This is a genomic window from Micromonospora sp. DT48 (assembly GCF_049844495.1).
Taxonomy (GTDB): domain Bacteria; phylum Actinomycetota; class Actinomycetes; order Mycobacteriales; family Micromonosporaceae; genus Micromonospora.
This window is the reverse complement of sequence record NZ_JBNCLE010000033.1, coordinates 13,666-30,696: the sequence shown is the minus strand read 5'-3', so window position 1 is coordinate 30,696 and position 17,031 is coordinate 13,666. Positions and strand designations below refer to the sequence as shown.

The 17,031-nt window shown below is 71.4% G+C and carries 10 protein-coding genes; 3 read left to right on the top strand and 7 right to left on the bottom strand.

Annotated elements, in window-relative coordinates; all coding sequences use genetic code 11:
* Positions 1-379: 379 nt before the first annotated feature.
* Entirely contained in the window at positions 380-1,525 is a 1,146-nt protein-coding gene (locus tag ACLQ2S_RS25930; RefSeq protein ID WP_155221746.1) for a carboxylate-amine ligase, read from the top strand.
* Between the two features lie 9 nt (positions 1,526-1,534).
* On the opposite strand, the gene ACLQ2S_RS25925 is transcribed toward ACLQ2S_RS25930, so the two are convergent.
* Positions 1,535-3,319: an N-acetylglutaminylglutamine amidotransferase gene (locus tag ACLQ2S_RS25925; protein WP_155221745.1), complete on the bottom strand. Its 1,785-nt coding sequence runs from the start codon at positions 3,317-3,319 to the stop codon at positions 1,535-1,537.
* 303 nt (positions 3,320-3,622) lie between these two features.
* The gene (locus ACLQ2S_RS25920; protein WP_155221744.1) at positions 3,623-4,693 is read right to left on the bottom strand and encodes a lytic polysaccharide monooxygenase auxiliary activity family 9 protein; all 1,071 of its coding nucleotides are present in this window, start codon (positions 4,691-4,693) and stop codon (positions 3,623-3,625) included.
* A gap of 328 nt (positions 4,694-5,021) precedes the next feature.
* On the opposite strand from ACLQ2S_RS25920, the gene ACLQ2S_RS25915 reads away from it, so the two are divergent.
* Together ACLQ2S_RS25915 and ACLQ2S_RS25910 are read left to right on the top strand one after the other, a co-directional pair.
* Positions 5,022-5,357, top strand: a complete 336-nt coding sequence (locus ACLQ2S_RS25915) for a YciI family protein (protein WP_155221743.1) — start codon at positions 5,022-5,024, stop codon at positions 5,355-5,357.
* Positions 5,358-5,410: 53 nt separating this feature from the next.
* The gene (locus ACLQ2S_RS25910; RefSeq protein ID WP_375335382.1) at positions 5,411-6,670 is read left to right on the top strand and encodes an RNA polymerase sigma factor; all 1,260 of its coding nucleotides are present in this window, start codon (positions 5,411-5,413) and stop codon (positions 6,668-6,670) included.
* A gap of 242 nt (positions 6,671-6,912) precedes the next feature.
* Here ACLQ2S_RS25910 and ACLQ2S_RS25905 read toward each other — a convergent pair whose 3' ends face one another.
* From ACLQ2S_RS25905 to ACLQ2S_RS25885, 5 genes are all read right to left on the bottom strand, one after another.
* Positions 6,913-8,313: a rhodanese-like domain-containing protein gene (locus tag ACLQ2S_RS25905; RefSeq protein ID WP_425703514.1), complete on the bottom strand. Its 1,401-nt coding sequence runs from the start codon at positions 8,311-8,313 to the stop codon at positions 6,913-6,915.
* A 172-nt stretch (positions 8,314-8,485) separates the two neighbouring features.
* Positions 8,486-12,853, bottom strand: a complete 4,368-nt coding sequence (locus ACLQ2S_RS25900; protein WP_425703512.1) for an ExeM/NucH family extracellular endonuclease — start codon at positions 12,851-12,853, stop codon at positions 8,486-8,488.
* A gap of 165 nt (positions 12,854-13,018) precedes the next feature.
* Complete coding sequence (locus ACLQ2S_RS25895; protein ID WP_155221741.1) at positions 13,019-13,711, bottom strand: hypothetical protein; 693 nt, start codon at positions 13,709-13,711, stop codon at positions 13,019-13,021.
* Entirely contained in the window at positions 13,708-15,198 is a 1,491-nt protein-coding gene (gene eccE, locus ACLQ2S_RS25890; RefSeq protein WP_425703510.1) for a type VII secretion protein EccE, read from the bottom strand. The genes ACLQ2S_RS25895 and eccE overlap by 4 nt, the downstream gene beginning before the upstream one ends.
* 31 nt (positions 15,199-15,229) lie before the next feature.
* Complete coding sequence (locus tag ACLQ2S_RS25885) at positions 15,230-16,909, bottom strand: right-handed parallel beta-helix repeat-containing protein (protein WP_425703508.1); 1,680 nt, start codon at positions 16,907-16,909, stop codon at positions 15,230-15,232.
* Between the last annotated feature and the right edge of the window lie 122 nt (positions 16,910-17,031).

Below are 17,031 nucleotides of genomic sequence, written 5' to 3'. Positions count from 1 at the left end.
GGACGCTCCCCCAACTCCGGCGGCGACTACGGCCTCCTGCCCTACCGCCCCGGAATCCTCACCCTCCAACGCTGACAACACACAGATCCGGCTCAACACGCCTGATGGTCGCGGTTGAGGACGCTCGCCGACACGGATGAGCGCTGGCACGCCCCGCGAGCGGATCGGGCGGAGCTGGAACGGGCGGGCTCGGTGTGTACCGAGCCCGCCCGGTCGTTGTTAGCGTGGGTTGAGAAGGCCATGGCCGGACGCCGCCTGGGACGCGGCTCACTACAGGCGAGCCCCCTCAACCACGCACTTATGCACAGTTTGCGACGGCCACGGCGGGGAAGTCCTGCGGTGCGGCGGCGACCGTTGCCGGCAGGAGGGGATGCCGACGATGACGAACCACCCGTCCACCGCACCGTCCGCGAGGGCCGTGGATGTGCCGACGCGGTTGACCATCGGGGTGGAGGAGGAGTTCCTGCTGTTGGACCCGGAGACGGGAGAGAGCCTGCCGGTCGCGGACCGGGTGCTGATCGCGCTGCGCGGTACGGCCCGCAACCAGAGCCGGAAGGAGTTCCGGCACAGCATGGTGGAGATGGTCACTCCCGTCTGTGCCGATCTGGCCGATCTCCGGGCGAACCTGGTCGCCCTGCGGCGTGCGGCTGCGGAGGCCGCCCGGGCGGCGGGAGCGCAGCTCGTCGCGGTGGGCGCCACTCCGGTACGCGACTCGCACCGGACAGTGCCGGACGAAACTCGCTACCACGCGATGTCCCGTCGGTTCGGCCCGGTCGCACACGATCCCGCCGTCTGCGGCTGTCACGTACACGTGGGTCTGCCGGACCGGGAGTTGACGGTGCAGGTCTGCAACCACCTGCGGCCGTGGTTGCCGGTGGTGCAGGCGCTCACCGCCAACTCGCCGCTACACGACGGGGTGGACACCGGCCACGCGAGTTGGCGCTCCATGCAGCTCGAACGTTGGCCGAGCATCGGGCCGACGCCGTACTTCGCCTCCGCCGCCGAGTACGACGCGACGGTGGCGGAGCTGGTCGACGCGGGGATCATGCTCGACGCGGCGATGGTCTACTGGTACGCCCGACCGTCGGCCAGCTATCCCACGGTGGAGGTCCGGGTGGGGGACGTCTGCCCGGGGGTGGACGACACGGTGCTGGTCGCGGCCCTGGTACGAGCCCTGGTCGCCACCATGGTCGACCAGGTGCGCGCTGGCGTGCCGGCACCCCGGCTGCGTAACTGCCTGCTCGCGGCGGCACACTGGCGGGCCGCCCACGAAGGGCTGGACGGCCGACTGATCGACCTGCGCGGTGGCGGTGCGCGACCGGCCTGGGACCTCGTCGAGGACCTGTTCGCCCTGGTGACACCCGCGCTGGTCCGGCACGGGGACCTGCCGTACGTGCTGAAGCAGTTGGCCCGGCTGCGCCGAGACGGCACCGGCGCGGCCCGGCAGCGGCGGGTCATCGCGCGCACCGGTGGAGACGTACGCGTAGTCCTCGACCACCTCGCCGCCGAGACCACCGCCGGCTGAGCCCGGCGGTCAGCGGATACCGTGGGTCTGTAGCCAGAGTTCGAGCAGGCCCAGCTGCCACAACTTGTTGCTGCCCGCGGCGGCCTGTGCCTGTTCCGGGTCGGCGAGCAACTCGTCCACGTACGCCTGCTGGAACAGGCCCCGCTCCCGCGCCTGCGGCGTCCGCAGCGCCGCCACGACGAGGTCGCGGACCGGACCGTCGACGTTGCGCAGCGCGGGCACCGGGAAATAGCCCTTCGGCCGGTCGATCACCTCGGCGGGCAGCACCTCGCGGGCGACCTCCTTGAGTACGCCCTTGCCGCCCTGGGTGATCTTGTGTTCCGGCGGGCAGGCCGCGGCGAGGGCGACCAGGTCCTGGTCGAGGAACGGCGTACGCACCTCCAACCCCCACGCCATGCTCATGCTGTCCACCCGTTTGACCGGGTCGTCGGGCAGCATCAGATGGGTGTCCAGACGCAGCACCGCGTCCAGTGCGGTGTCCGCCCCCGGCGCGTTCAACTCGGCGACGAGCAGCTCCCGGCTGACGTCGGCGTCGACGGCATGTGCCGGCCCGACCACCCGGGACAGCTCGGCGTGGTCCCGATCGAAGAAGGCGGCGGCGAAGGTCCGCGCCGCGTCAGCCCGGGGCACCTCGGTCAGCGGGTGGTGGTAGCCGTACCCGGCGAACACCTCGTCGGCCCCCTGGCCGGACTGCGCCACCTTGACATGCGCCGCCACCTGTTCGGAGAGCAGGTGGAAGGCGACCACGTCGTGGCTGCCCATCGGCTCGGTCATCGCGTCGATCGTGCGGCGTACGGCTGGGACCAGGTCGTCGTTGGCGAGCCGGATCCGGACGTGGTCGGTGTCGTACGCACGGGCGACCAGATCCGAGTAGTGGAACTCGTCGCCCGTCTCGCCGTGCCGGCTGTCGAAGCCGATGCTGAAGGTGCGGAGGTGCTGCTGCCCGGCCTCGGCGAGCAGCGCCACGATCAGACTCGAATCGAGTCCTCCGGAGAGCAGCACACCGACCGGGACGTCGGCGACGAGCCGCCGTCGTACTGCGGTCCGCAGGGCGTCACCGATCGCGGCTCGCCAGTCCCGGGCGTCCCAGTCGGCGTGGGCGGGGTCGCGGACGTAGTCGGGCCGCCAGTAGACGCGGTCGCGGCTACCACCGTCGGCCTCGACGACCCGCACGGTCGCCGGCGGGAGTTTCCGGACGCCGCGCAGGATGGTCCGGGGCGCGGGCACGATCGAGTGCCACGACAGGTAATGGTGCAGCGCCACCGGGTCGACGCCGGTGTCCACGTCGCCCGCCTTGAGCAGGGCCGGCAGCGTCGAGGCGAACCGCAGCCGGCCCGGCGTCCCGGCGAGGTAGAGGGGCTTGATGCCGAGTCGGTCCCGGGCCAGCACGAGCCGACGACGGACGCGGTCGACCAGGCCCACGGCGAACATGCCGACCAGGTGGTCGACGAAGTCCTCACCCCACTGCGCGTACGCCACCAGGATCACCTCGGTGTCGCTGGTCGAGCGGAAGGTGTGCCCCGCCGCGCGTAGCTCCTCGCGCAGCTGCGGATAGTTGTAGACGCAGCCGTTGAAGACCAGCGCGAGGCCGAGATCCTCACGCACCATGGGCTGCCCGCCCGCCTCGGACAGGTCGATCACGGTCAACCGGCGGTGCCCGAGGGCCACCCAGTCGTCACTCCACAGACCCTCGCCGTCCGGGCCTCGGGACCGCATGGCCTCGGTCATCCGGGTCACCGCGGCTACGTCCGGGCTCGCGCCGTCGAACCTCGCCTCACCGCTGATGCCGCACATCACGTTCCGATGTCATGCTCGCCCCCACGTCCGTCCGGGTGTCCCGGCGGGCGTCGGCAGGTCGACTGGTCCTCCTCCCCGACCGTCGGGCCCGTGGGACGGCCGGCCTGCCTCGACGGTACGTGGCCGCCTGTGCCCGGCGGAGGGGATTGCGCGAGGGGAGGCGGCAGGTCCCTCGACCGGTGGATCAGAACCGGCGGGCAGGTCGAGCGGGTGCTGCGGCCGTGAACGCGGGCCGCAGGACCGTGGGTGGACAGCGCGCAGGGGGCGGCGCTGGTGCGCCACCCCCTGCGGGACGGGCTGTTACCGGGCGGTGCAGGAAAGGGTCGGTGCGCCGTTGGTGCCGTTCCAGGATCCGTTGAATCCGAAGGTGGCGGTGCCGTTGGCGCTCAGGGAACCGTTGTGGCTGACGTTCGAGGCGGTGACCGAGGATCCGCTCGAAGTGATCGTCGCGTTCCAGGAGTTGGTGATGCTCTGACCGTTGGGCCAGGTCCAGTTCACCGTCCAACCGGAGATGGCGGCGTTGCCGGCGCGGACGACGACCTCGCCACCGAAGCCACCGGGCCACTCGTTGGTCACGCGGTAGGTGGCGGTGCAGGCACCGTTACCCGGCGGGGGCGTGGTGGGCGGCGGGGGCGTGGTCGGCGGCGGCGTGGTCGGCGGAGGGTTGGAGGGCGGCGGCGTGGTCGGCGGCGGGTTGTTGTCGCCCCCGCCGAAGATCACGTCACTGCAGATGTAGTACGGCTGGTCGAGGTGCGACGCCTGCCAGATGGTGTAGACCACGTGACGCCCGGTGCGGTTGCCCGCGTTGACCTGAGCCTCGTAGAGCCCGGTGGTCGGGTACGAGCCGGTGCGGAGCACCAGGTCCAGGCTGTTCCAGGTGAGGGGCTGCGTGGTCGGGTCGAAGCCCTGCTTGGTGATGTAGATGAGCATGTAGTCGGCACCGTGCCGGGCACCGTCGGTGAGCGTCAGGGTGAAGTTGTTCGGCATCGGCTTGGCGGTCCAGGCGCCGACCGCGTCCAGCGAGGCGTACAGCCCGTTCTGGGTGCGGCCACCGCTGCACAGCTGCCCGTCCGGGATGACGGCCTGGTGGTTGCCGCCGACGTTCTCGCGGTACAGGCCGTTCCAGTTCCACATGGTGTTCGGGTTGGCCTGGAAAGCCTGCCAGCACATCGGGTCGCTCTGCGCCATCGCCGGGTTGAGGTGGTCACCGCCCCAGCGCTCATAGCAGCCGTAGTTGCGCGACGGCGGGTTCGTGACCGAACCGTGCGCCGAGGCCGGGCCAGGCTGGTTGACCACGACCATGGTGAACGCCGCAGCGAGGACTGCGGCTGCGCCGAGTCCCAGGCGACGTGCTGTTCGTGCGAGTTTCATCAATGCTCCAGTTGATCCGCCGACGCCGGTGTCACTTCCCGGGATGCCCAGTCCCGGGAGGAATGCGTCGATCGACATGACGATCTCAGGGCAGGCAGGTGACTGTGTTGCCTGCGGCGGCTCGGCGGCTCCCAAGCGCGATAGTACCCATCGTATCCACTCGTGTGAATCTTTTCCGGAAGGGGGGTCGGCTTTCCAGCCACCGGGGGTACGCCGAGCGGTCGGGTGGAGCCGCACGAAAGGTGAAACCCTGCGGTGGTCCGGATGCCGGGTTCGCCGTTCGTCATGTCGGTGCAACCACCGGACGAATCAACGGAAGGGCACTGACATGAAGTACCTGATGCTGGTCTGCACCGACCCGGAGCCGGACCCGGACCCGAGCAACCACCCCGACGTCGAGGTGTGGGTGGCGGAGCACGACGCGACCGGACGGCGTCTCCAGGGCGCCCAACTGGCACCGGCGTCGGCCGCCACCACGGTACGGGTCCGCAACAACCAACTGCTGGTCTCCGACGGGCCGTTCGCCGAGGTCAAAGAGATGATCGTCGGCTTCGACCTGCTGGAGTGCACCGATCTGGACGAGGCGATCGAGGTGGCCCGGTCGCATCCGATGGCCTGGGCCGGGCGGATCGAACTTCGCCCGTTCGCCGACTTCGAGCAGTGACCGATCCGGCCGCCGGGCCGGCGGTGCCGCAGGCGACCGGCGGCGATGACGCGGTGGCACGGCGGCCCGCCGAGAACGGGGGTCCGGCGGCCGGACGGGCCGCGGCGGCGCAAGCCGTCGCGGCCACCGCCGTCGAGGCGTACCCACGGATCGTGGCGACGCTGATCCGGATCACCGGTGACTGGACGCTGGCCGAGGACTGCACCCAGGAGGCCCTGGCCCGAGCGCTGGAACGCTGGCCGACCGACGGGGTGCCGGTCAACCCCGTCGGCTGGCTGATGACGGTTGCCCGTAACCGGCTCCTCGACGTGCTGCGGCGGGCCTCGGTCGAACGGCGCAAGCTGCGTGACGTGGCGGTGCTGGCGCTCACCGCCGCCACCGCGGAACCGGTGCCGGACGAGGAGGTGGTGGACGACCGGCTGCGGCTGATCTTCACGTGCTGCCATCCGGCCCTCGCACCACAGGCGCGGGTCGCGCTGACCCTCCGCACGATCTGCGCGGTGCCGACCGCCGACATCGCCCGCGCCTTCCTGGTCAGCGAGTCGACCATGACCCGCCGGTTGACCCGGGCCAAAGCGAAGATCGCCGACGCGGGCATTCCGTACCGGGTGCCGCGCGGCCGGGCCCTCACCGAGCGGCTGCCCGGGGTGCTGGGCGTGCTGTACCTGCTGTTCACCCAGGGGTACGACGCGGACGGGGAGCCGGCCTTCGCCGAAGAGGCGATCCGGTTGGCCCGGCTGCTGGTGCGGCTCATGCCGGAGCAGCAGGAGGCGCGGGCGTTGCTGGCGCTGTGCCTGTTGCAGCACTCTCGCCGTGCCGCCCGAAGGGACCTCGACGGCAACCTGATCCCGCTCGATCATCAGGATCGGAGCCGGTGGGACCATGCGGCGATCGCCGAGGCCGACCGGCTGCTCGCCGAGCTGACACAGCCCGGCCCGTACGCCTGGCAGGCCCGAATCGCGGCGTGCCACGCCACCGCGCCCAGCGCCGAGCAGACCGACTGGCGACGGATCGCCGACTGCTACGACCACCTCGTCCAGGCGCAGCCCACCCCGGTGATCGCGCTGAACCGGGCCGTCGCCCACGGGTACGCGTACGGTGCGGCGGCCGGACTGGCCCTGCTCGCCGAGGCACGCGCCGGTGGCGGGCTCGACGGCTATCCGTTGACCCTGGCGGTGGAGGCGGACCTCGTCGCCCGGCAGGGCGACCAGGAACGGGCAGCGGCGCTGTTCCGGGCGGCGGCGGACCGGGTGCCCGGGGAGGCCGAGCGCCGGGCGTTGCTGGAGCGGGCGCGTCGCGCCCGGCACGGGTAGCCGGACCGCTGTCCTGGTGCCGGTCACCGTGGCCTGGCAGGATGTGGGCACCTGGGTGGCGGTTGGAGCCAGCAGCGACGACCTCTCCGCCCCCGTGCGCTGGTTCCGCGGCAACACCAGCCCGGTGTTCCTCGACGGCCGCAACGGCGGGGCCCGAGCCATCAACAACGCCGGCAGCGTCGCCGGTGAGGCATACGTGCCTGGTGAGGCACCCCGCGCCGCGCCTGCCCGCCGACGGGTGGTCAGGCGTCGCGGCTCAGCCGTACGCCGGCCGCCTCGGCATTGTCGAAGAGGTCGTTGACGAGCACCACGTCGCGGTCGGCGTTGGCCAGCAGGCTGGCGGCGAGGGCAGCCCGGTAGCCGGACGCGCAGTGCACCCAGACCGCGCCGGCCGGAACGTCGGCCATCCGGCGGGGCAGTTCGGGTAGCGGTACGTGCACGGCACCAGCGATGTGAGCGTCGCGCCACTCGTTGCCCAGCCGGACGTCGAGGACGGCCTGCGGGGCGGGCAGCCGGTCAGGCGGGTTACCGTGCTGCGCGGCGGCCAACGCCGGAAAGTCCGCGACGTGCAGCTTCCGCAGCTCGGTGGGCTGACCGGCCCACTGTCGGGGTGCGCCGGTCGCCTGGGCGGCGGGCCGGTCGATGCCGATCCGGACCAACTCGCGCTGGGCGTCGGCGATCTGCTCGGGAGTCTCGGCCAGCAGCGTGACCGGGGCACCCCAGTCGACCAGCCAGCCGAGCCAGGTCGACATCGGGCCGTCGAGGCCGAGGCTGATCGTTCCGGCCAGGTGTGCGACGGCGTACGCCTTGCGGTGTCGCAGGTCGACCACCCACTCCCCGGCGGCGATGCGTTCCCGCAACTGCGCGGCGTCGGCCCGCGCCACCGGAGTGAGATCCACCGGTGCCGGGCCGGCGGCGTTGACCGCCCCGGTGTGCGCGTAGTACGCCGGGTAGGCGTCCAGACCGGCCAGGGTCTCGGTGACGAACTCGGCCTCGGCCAGCCGGAACACCGGGTTGACCTGCTTCTCCCGGCCGATCGTCGAGTCCGGCGCGTCGGACTGGCCGGCCGAGCAGAAGCTGCCGAAGCCGTGGGTCGGCCACACCTGTGCCCCGTCGGGCAGCAGGTCGGCGAGTCGCCCTGCCGAGGTGTGTTGCCGTCGGGCCAACTCGTGCGCGTGCTCCGCACCGAGCAGATCGGTACGACCGGTGGTGCCGAACAGCAGCGACCCGCCGGTGCAGACCCCCAGCGGGGCCCAGCCGTCCTCGGTGGCCTCGTCGACCAGGTACGACAGGTGGTGATAGGTGTGACCCGGGGTGGCGACCGCTCTCAGTCGCAGCGTGTCCGACACCTCGATGACGTCGCCGTCGTCGACCGGCACCCGGTCGAAGTCGACCTCGTCGGCGGCGGCCATCAGGTGCCGCGCCCCGGTCAGCCGGGCCAACTCGACTCCGCCGGATACGTAGTCGTTGTGCAGGTGTGTCTCGACCACATGGGTGATCCGTACGTCGGCCGCACCCGCCCGGTACAGCACCCGGTCGACGTCCCGCTGCGGATCCACCACCACCGCGAAGCGGCCGTCGTCGACCAGGTAGCTGCGGTCGCCGAGGGACGACGTCGTGATGACCGACACCTGCACCGCCATGCCCCGCTCCTCGATAGGTCGTCTCCAGCCTGGTTACCCAGTCGAGGTGCGCAGATGCCGCCCGATCGGGTGCCGGTGCGCGCCTCACCCGGTCGGGCGGGACCGCGGGGCAGACGGTGGCCGGTCCGCGATCGGATCGCTCCGATCGCGGACCGGCTTTGTCACCTACCGGTCACAGGCGTGCGCACTGGCCCGAGGCCGGGCCGCGCACTGTGTTCGCCCGACCCTCGTTGACCGGGGCCGGGGTGTTGCCCGAGCAGGCCAACGGCCCGCTGACGGTGTTCGCCGCGACGACCACCGGCTGGCTGCCGGAGTTGCCCGTCACGCTCACCGGGCCACTGACAGTGACCTCGTCGACCCGTACGCCACCGAGGTTGGACACCAGCGACAGCGGCCCGTTGATCCGGGCCTTGCTGATCTTCAGGTCGCCGGTGGTGCCCGCCACCGTGACCGGTCCGGAGATCTTCGTGCCGGACACCTCGAACAGCGCCGGTCGGGTGGCGGACACCGGACCGTTGATGGTGCCGCCGGTGACCCGCAGCGAAGCACCTGCGGCGATCGACACCGGGCCCGCGATGGTCGCCTCGTCCACGCAGGTCAGGCCGGTGGTCACGATCAGCGGCTTGGAGTACTTCCCGGTGATCGTGGTGGTGCACTCCGGCCCGCCCTGGCCGACCGACGAACGCGGCCCGGTGTCCGGGGTCACCGGCGAGTTGGCGGCGAGGTAGCTCACCAGCATGGTGAGGTCGTTGTCGCCGGTGGTCACCGGGTTGGTGCCACCACCGAGGGCGGTGAAGTTGTCCCCGCCGGCGGCGAGGAACGAGTTCACCGTGACCCGGTAACTGCCCGCCGGGTCGATCGGCGTGCCGTTCAGCGTGATCGAGGTGATCCGCGAGCCCTGGGGGGCCTGCGGGTCGTAGGTGTAGTTGAAGCCCTTCGACACACCGAGCCAGAGCACCGGGCGGGACGCGCCCTCCGGCTGCCACTGCTGCTCCAGCGTCTGCTTGATCTCGGCGCCGGTGTAGGTCTTCGTGACCACGTCGTTGGCGAACGGCTGGACGGCGAACGCCTCGGAGTAGGTCACCGTGCCGTCGTCGCCGTACAGCAGGTCGGCCCGCAGACCGCCCGGGTTCATGAACGCGATCTGCGCTCCACCCCGGCCTTCGTCACGGGTACCGGCGAGCTGCACGTCGGCGATGAAGTTGCCCAGCGGCGACTCCTTGCCCCGGTCCTCGTTGCCGTCGGTGTAGGCCCGCTTGATGTCGGCGGTGATCTCACCGAGCTTGCGCTGACCCAGCTCCTCGGCCCGGATTTTCGCGTCGGCCACGATCTGCGCCACGGCCGCGTCCTGCGGCGCGCCCACGACATCCACCAGGGACGCGTCGGCAGAGGTGACCGAGCCGGTCTCCGGGTCGAAGGTCAGCGTGACCTTGCCCAGACGCTTGCCGTAGTCCTCGGCCTGGACGATCGGCCGCAGCTTGTCGGTGCCGGGGACCGGCACCTCGAAGGCGTACGGCTGGTGGGTGTGCCCGCTGAAGATGACGTCGATGGTGGCGTCGACCCGGGTGAACTCGCCGAAGACCGGGTCGCTCGCCAAGGCCTCGGCGGAGTCGATGTTCTCGGTCGCGGCACCCTCGTGGGCGAGCAGCACCACCACGTCGGCCTCGCCGTTGTCCGGGTTGCCGTCCTTGAGCTGGCCGGCGACCACGTTGGCCTCGGCGACCGGGTCGCGGAAGGTGAGCCCGGCGATGCCGTCCGGGCTGACCAGCGAGGCGGTCTGCTCGGTGACCACGCCGATGAAGCCGACGCGGACACCGCCGATGGTGTTCACCGAGTACGCCGGCAGTGCCCGGGTGTCGCCCCGGTACACGTTGGCACCCAGGTGCGGGAAGGCGGCCCGGTCGGTCACCCGCCCGGTCAGATCCGCCATGCCCTTGTCGAACTCGTGGTTACCCACTGCCGAGACGAGCAGGCCGGCCTGGTTCAACGCGTCGATCGTCGGGTTGTCGTCGTCGATCGCCGAGATGAAGGTGGAGGCACCGATGTTGTCACCGGCGGAGACGAACGCGGTGTTCGGGTTCTCCGCCCGCAGCTGATCGACCAACCCGGCGAGCTGGGCGGCGCCGCCGACCGGCTGACCGTCCACGGTGGCCGGGGACTCCAGCCGACCGTGGAAGTCGTTGATGCTCAGCAGTTGGAGGTCCACCGGGCCGGTGCCGGTCCCGGTGTCGATGCCCACCACCAGCGGGTTGTGGTCGCTGGCACGGTACGCGTCCGGTGCGAAGAAGGCGGCCAGGCCGTCGTACTGGAAGGCGTACGACTCGACCGCGTTGATCTGCCAGACGTCGACCCCGGTGACCCGCGCCGCCAGCGACGGCGAGGCCAGCGCGTGATCCAGGGAGCCCGACTCGCCGTTGAAGACGTAGCTGGTCTTCCCGGTGTCGTTGAGGTTGCGGTACTCCTTGCCGTAGAGGACCTGCATCGGGTCCTCGTGGGTGTACGCGTTGAAGTCACCCAGCAGCAGCACGTTGTCGGTCTTGCTGTCCGCCTTCACCTGGTCCACGAAGGCGGCCAGCGCGGTGGCCTGCCGGATCCGGTCGCCGTTCCAGCCGCCCTGACCGTCACCGGTGTCGGCGTTGTCGCCGGATCCGGCACCGCTTTTGGACTTGAAGTGGTTGGCCACCACGATGAAGTCCACCGAGCCGGCGGTGAACGTCTGCGCGATCGGCTCGCGGGCGTTGAACCACACCGTCTCGTCGTTCACCGACCGTGACGGGCCCTTGGGCTGTGCCTTGGCCGGCTTGAAGATGATCGCCGTGGTGATGAAGTCCTGCTGGGCCGCGCCGGGCAGTTCGGCCGGGGTGCGGACGTAGTCCCAGGTGCCCGCGCCATCCTTGCTGTTCAGGGCGGCGACCAGGCGCTTGAGCGCCTGCTGCGGGTCGGTGGTGTTGAACCGGACCGAGTTCTCGATCTCCTCCAGCGCCACCACGTCGGCGTTCAGCGCACTGATCGCCGAAACGATCTTCGCCTCCTGCTTGGCCAGCGCCGCCTCGTCGGCGGCACCTCGGGCGTCACCACCGAAGTGGACGAAGTAGTTCAGCACGTTGAAGCTGGCCACCCGCAGGTCACCGCCGACGTTGACGGGAGCGCCGGTACGCGGGTTGGTGGCCTTGAACGTGGTCCGGTCGGCCGGTGCGGTGTCCGCGTCGACCGGGCGGGTCGGTTGCAGACGCCACTCGTCGAAGCCGTACGACAGCACCGACGGGCCGAACGCCTCCACCGAGTCGCCGACCCGCAGTGGGCTGGTCGGCGAGAGGTAGGGCGGCAGCAGCCCGGCGGTGGCCAGGTTCGTCGTCTTACCGTCGTCCAGCAGCACGCGGCGCAGCTTGTTCTCGGTGGCCTGGGCCCGCGCGGCGTCCGAGCCGGGCCGGGCCACGTCGGTCGGCGTCCGGGCCGGCTGGTCACCGGCGGCGAGCACCACCTCGCCGTACCGGTTGGTGTTGTACACCTCGGAGACGGTGTACGCGCCGACCGGCGCCACCAGCATCGACTCGACCGACTCACGGGCGGCGTCGTCCAGCGGGAACTCGACCGGGACCGGTGCCGGCAGCGGTGCGCCCTGCGCACAGACCTGGACGTCGGTCCGGGCCCCGATGGTCAGCTGGGTGAGACCGTTGTACTCGTTCGCCGTCCCACTGACCCGTACCCGGTCACCGATCGCGACCGACGGGTGGTTGGCGGTGTTCGTGGTGAGGTACACGAAGATGCCGTCGGAGGCGGTTCCGGCGGCGACGGGGCGCTCCCCACCGCTGCCCGCCGTCTGCACGTACACACCGTTGTAGCCACCGGTGCGGTGGTCGGCGGTGACGATGCCCTCCACCGTCACCCGGCTGCCGGCGAGCGGGGTGGCGTCACCGCTGCCCTGCACCTGGGCGATGGTGTGGTCCACGGTCACGGTGCAGCCGGTCGGGTCCGGGTCCGGGTCCGACGCGGTGTTGCGTACCCCGAAGGTGTTCGGTGCCGGTGCCTGCCAGCTGCCCTCGATCCGCTGGACGGAGTGGCCCACCGGGGTCGACCCGGTCTCCTGCACGCCGATGTCGACACCGGTCAGGCCGTCCGCCGGTCCGCCGACCGCCGTGAAAGTGCCCTCGTAGGTCAGGAACTCGGCGACGTCCCCGTCGGGCGCGACGAGCGCGACGCCGTCGGGTGAGCCGTTCTGGATGCCGTCGGTCGGGTACGACTCGACGACCACCCCCGTCGCCGGCACCGCGCCGCTCAACGTCCGGGTGCTGTAGGCGGAGCCGTTGGCGCCGTTGTAGAGGACGATCCGCCAGCCGGTCAGGTCGTAGCCGACCGGCGCCTCGATCTCGATCGCCTCGCCGGTGTCGGTGCCGGCGTTGTCGTAGTGGATCTCACTGATGAACGGCGTCGTGGGCACCGGGTCCGCGAACGCGGTGGTGCCGCTGGAGAGGATGAGCGTGGTGGCGGTGACCAGTACGCCCGGGATTGTGAGTAGTCGGGAACTTCTTGTGCGCTGCATGTAAGCGGCCTCCGAAGGAGTAGACCGTCGGAGGATAAGCGGCCCCGGTGTCCGGTGGGGAGCCACCGGGTGTACCAATGCGGCAAAGACCGTGACCTGGGCCGTGGCGACTGCTCAGCCGCGCCTACCGGTGGCCGGGGAGCCTGGTCGGGGTGCCGGTTCCGGTCAGCCGCCCCGGGCGACCGGACCGATCAACTGGCGCTCGGTGCCGGTCATGCTGAGCATCACCCACTGCACCTTGCCCTTGGTGATCAGGCCGACCATCTCCGGATGCAACTGGGTGAACCAACTCTGCACGCTGGCCAGGCCGAGCGCGCTCGCGGCGGTGGCGGCCTCCGCCTCGGTGAGCCGCTGGAGGACCACGATGTCGCTGCGTACCAGCACCTCGACGTCCCAGCCGGCCAGGTCGTCGCGGACCACCAGGGTGGCCCGCCAGGGTGCGCTGAGGCTGGTGTCCGGCCCGGTCACCGGACCGGTGTCGATCACCACGAGCTGCGGTTCGGTCGGCGTGGCCGGCACCGGAGGAGCCACCCCGGGTGGCAGGAACGAGGCAATCTCCCGGCCGATGACGCAGCGCCGCAGGAAGGCGTCCCACTCCTGCTCCCGCGCGGTCTGGATGAACAGCCGGGCACCGAGCGCCAGGGACCGGAAGGCGAGCAGTTCGGCCGCGCGTACCCCGCCGGTCAGCATCAGTCGGGTGGGCTCGGCCCGGAACACCCGCAACCCCACCGGCTCCTGCTGCCGGTTGCGACCGACGACCAGCCCACCGCCGCCGGCGACCAGTTGGAGCCCGGCGACGGCCGCCCCGTCGGCTACGTGCAGACCCATCCGACTGCCGGGAAAGGCGACACCGTTCATCGCAGGAAGCCTCCCAACGGCAGGGTGGCGGCCACCCCGTAGGCGTGCTCGCCGTCGAGTCTCTGGAGCCGACCACCGTGCTCACGGATCGCTTGGTCGAGCGCACGGTCGGCGGTGGCCAGGGCGGCCGAGTCGGTGCCGATGAGCCGGAACGCCACCTCCACCAGGGCGTCGTCGTCACCCGGGCGGTCGTTCTCCCGGGCCACCGAGATGGACACCACGCCCGCTGCGGCAGGCAGACCGCGTAGCAGCGGGTCCAGTTCCCAGGCTCGGCTGGGCCAGTCGAGCAGTCGATGACAACTCTGCGGGACGCCCTGCACCGACCAGTGCCGCCAGGTCTCCCGGGCCAACGGCGGATCCGTGCCGACCGCGCCACCGGTGAGGTGGGTCAGTTGCGCGACCGTCGCGAGCACCTCGTCGCGATTGAGCAGGCGGGCGGTCGCCCGTTCCTGCCGCAACTGACGCCGGGTCCGCCGGATCGCCGCGGTGAGCGCCGGCCGCAGATCGCGGTCGGCGTGGAAATCGGGGGTACGCGGCGCATGGAGCACCACCCACGCCTGCCGGCTGGCCGGGACGCCTCCGTTGGTGAGTTCGCGGTACGCCCGGTCGACCGCCGCCGCCCGGGCACGGGGTGCCGGGGTCACCTGGATCAGCACCTGCACCGTCACGACGGGCGTCTTCGGGTCGGCCGCCGGCAGCAACGCCACCGGCGACGGCAGGGCCTGCGGCGCGCCCATGAGCAGCGCCCCCTCGGTCGGGTCGACCTCCAGCACGGCGCTGAGTCCACCCCGGTGGGTCAGCAGCACGGCGGGCTGGTCGTCGATCTCGACCTGATCCAGCTCGACCGTGCTCTCCAGTTGGCTCAACAGCTGCCAGGGGCCGTCGGAACCGCCGCCGTCGAGCCGTCGGCTCCGTCCCCGGTACGCCCACCACACCGCCAGCCACTGGTGCAGCCAACGGCCCCGGTGACGTACCACCGTCGGGGCGAGCACCAGCACCGCGACAGCGGCCACGGCGACCGTCACCGGCACGCCGTGCGGGGTGGCCGCCAGCACCGCCGCCGCACCGGCCTGCCAGGCCACGAGCTGGGCCACGTGGATCCCACCGACGCGCGGCTGCCGTCGGTGTGGGCGTACGACCGGGGTCGCCGCCGCCTCGGCCGCCGCGACCTCGGCGGCGGGCTGTCGCGCCGGGGTGGCCGTGGCCGGTGCCGCGACCCGGCTCTGCGCAGCTTGGGTGGGCGCGGCGACGGCGGCCGACGCCGTAGCGGCAGCGGCCTGACTGGTGTACGCGGTGCCGACGGTGGCCCGCCCCTGCCCGCGCTGGGCCGCCCAGTTGTGGCCCGGCCCGGTGCCGCCCAGCGTCGGGGCCGGTGGTGCACCCTGCTGCTGGGGCTGCGCCGGGCGCTGCTGTGGCGGCGGTGCCGCCGCACCCGGGTGATGCTGCCAACCCGGCGTGCCCGGCTGCGCCGCACCCGGATGCGTCACCGCACGTCCCTCCTCGACCGGCGCGGCACCGTCATCGCCCGATCGCGGTGCGCACGTCGTCCACGGTCACGGTCCGCAACTCGTCGAGGCTCGGGCGTTGGCCGGATTGCCGTAGCCGCTGCGCCTGCGCCTTGCGGACACCCTCGAAAAGCTTGCGTGCCTCCCGGGCGTTGCCGAAGTTCTGGTCCCGCTCGATGGTGCCGAAGTGCTCGCGGAGCACCTCGGAGACGCCGTCGGCGAGCAGGTACTCGTCGCCGCCGGCCATCCGTTCCACGATGACCACCAACTGCTCCGGGGAGTAGTTGCCGAACTCCACCGTCTTGGCGAATCGGGAGGCAAGACCGGGGTTGGCGTCGAGGAACTGCAACATCTCGCCGGTGTACCCGGCCGCGATCACCGCGATCTCGTCGCGGTGGTCCTCCATCAGCTTGACCAGCGTGTCGATGGCCTCTTGCCCGAAGTCGCCGCCGGTGCCCGACGATCGGGACAGGGTGTACGCCTCGTCGATGAAGAGCACGCCACCACGCGCCAGTTCGAACGCCGCAGCGGTCTTCTCGGCGGTGTGGCCGATGTACTGGCCGACCAGGTCACGTCGGGAGACCTCGCGGAAGGCGCCGCCGGGCAACGCGCCCAGGGCTGCCAGCAGGTCACCGTAGATGCGGGCGACGGTGGTCTTACCGGTGCCGGGAGCACCGGCGAAGATCAGGTGATGGCTGACCGCGCCGACGGGCAGACCGGCGCTGCGCCGCCACTCGTTGACCTGGATCTCGTCGATGAGGGCGCGGACCTCCTCCTTCACCGTCTCCAGACCGACCATCGCGGACAACTCGGCCAGCAACTTCTCCACCCGAGCGTCGTCCTGGCCGGCGGCGGCGCGGGCCGCGTCGGCGCCGAAGGCGGCCTTCCGGTTCACGGTGCCCTCGACGACCGTCGGTTCGGCACCCTCGGCGATCTCGATCGCCGGCAGGCCGGTGTTCTCCGTGGTGCATTCCTCGACCGAGCCACGACATCCCCGGCCGAAGGAGACCGCCGGGCCACGGGTGTCGCGGATCCGGCACCGGCGCAGCACCGGAGCACTCTGGTGCGCCACCGCCACGCCGGCCTGCCCGGTCTGGGAGATGTCGCAGGTCTCGATGGTGGGTCGGCCGTACTGGTAGATGTAGATGCCACGGTTGCCGCAGCGGGTGATCGTGCTGGTGCGGATGGTCGGGGCCGCACCGATCCGGACGATGATGCCGTCCTCGCTGAGGTCGCTGAACTCGCACCCTTCGACGCTGCCGTCGGAGTCCTCCACGACCAGGCCGTACCGACCGCCGGTCACCCGGCAGCGGCTGAGCGTGAACTCCGAACGACCAGCGACCTGGATCGCCGCGCCGAAGCCGGCGCTCAGCTCGCACCCGGTCATGGTCAGCCGTGCTCCGTCGGCCACCACGACCGGCGCGTCACCCGCCTTGAGGACGAGGTCGCGCAACTCCAACCGACCGGAGTTGCAGGACACCGTCGGGTACTGCCCGGCGGACGCGTCGATGGTGACCGTGCCCGGTCCCTGCGCGGCGACCACGCTGACGCCACGGTCGTTGACGAACAGTGCCTCGTGGTAGGTGCCGGGGCTGACCGAGACGACCGTGTCGTCACTGGCCACCGCCAGCGCCTCCCCGATGGAGGGGTAGGCACCGGGCTGATCCGGGGAGACGAGAAGGGTGCGCGTCATGGCTCCGGCTCTGGATGGCGAAGAAGGGGGCTGGACCGACGATATCCCAGGCGGTCGAGGTGATGTGAGCCCCTCGATGCCAGTGGCACCCACACGCCCCGCCCGCTCGGGCGGACGCCGAC

Excerpts from the sequence above, each read along its gene's own strand:
- ACLQ2S_RS25895 (WP_155221741.1), bottom strand. The coding sequence starts at position 13,711 with ATGAACGGTGTCGCCTTTCCCGGCAGTCGGATGGGTCTGCACGTAGCC.
- ACLQ2S_RS25930 (WP_155221746.1), top strand. The coding sequence starts at position 380 with ATGACGAACCACCCGTCCACCGCACCGTCCGCGAGGGCCGTGGATGTG.
- ACLQ2S_RS25925 (WP_155221745.1), bottom strand. The coding sequence starts at position 3,319 with ATGTGCGGCATCAGCGGTGAGGCGAGGTTCGACGGCGCGAGCCCGGAC.
- ACLQ2S_RS25915 (WP_155221743.1), top strand. The coding sequence starts at position 5,022 with ATGAAGTACCTGATGCTGGTCTGCACCGACCCGGAGCCGGACCCGGAC.
- ACLQ2S_RS25900 (WP_425703512.1), bottom strand. The coding sequence starts at position 12,853 with ATGCAGCGCACAAGAAGTTCCCGACTACTCACAATCCCGGGCGTACTG.
- ACLQ2S_RS25905 (WP_425703514.1), bottom strand. The coding sequence starts at position 8,313 with ATGGCGGTGCAGGTGTCGGTCATCACGACGTCGTCCCTCGGCGACCGC.
- ACLQ2S_RS25885 (WP_425703508.1), bottom strand. The coding sequence starts at position 16,909 with ATGACGCGCACCCTTCTCGTCTCCCCGGATCAGCCCGGTGCCTACCCC.
- ACLQ2S_RS25920 (WP_155221744.1), bottom strand. The coding sequence starts at position 4,693 with ATGAAACTCGCACGAACAGCACGTCGCCTGGGACTCGGCGCAGCCGCA.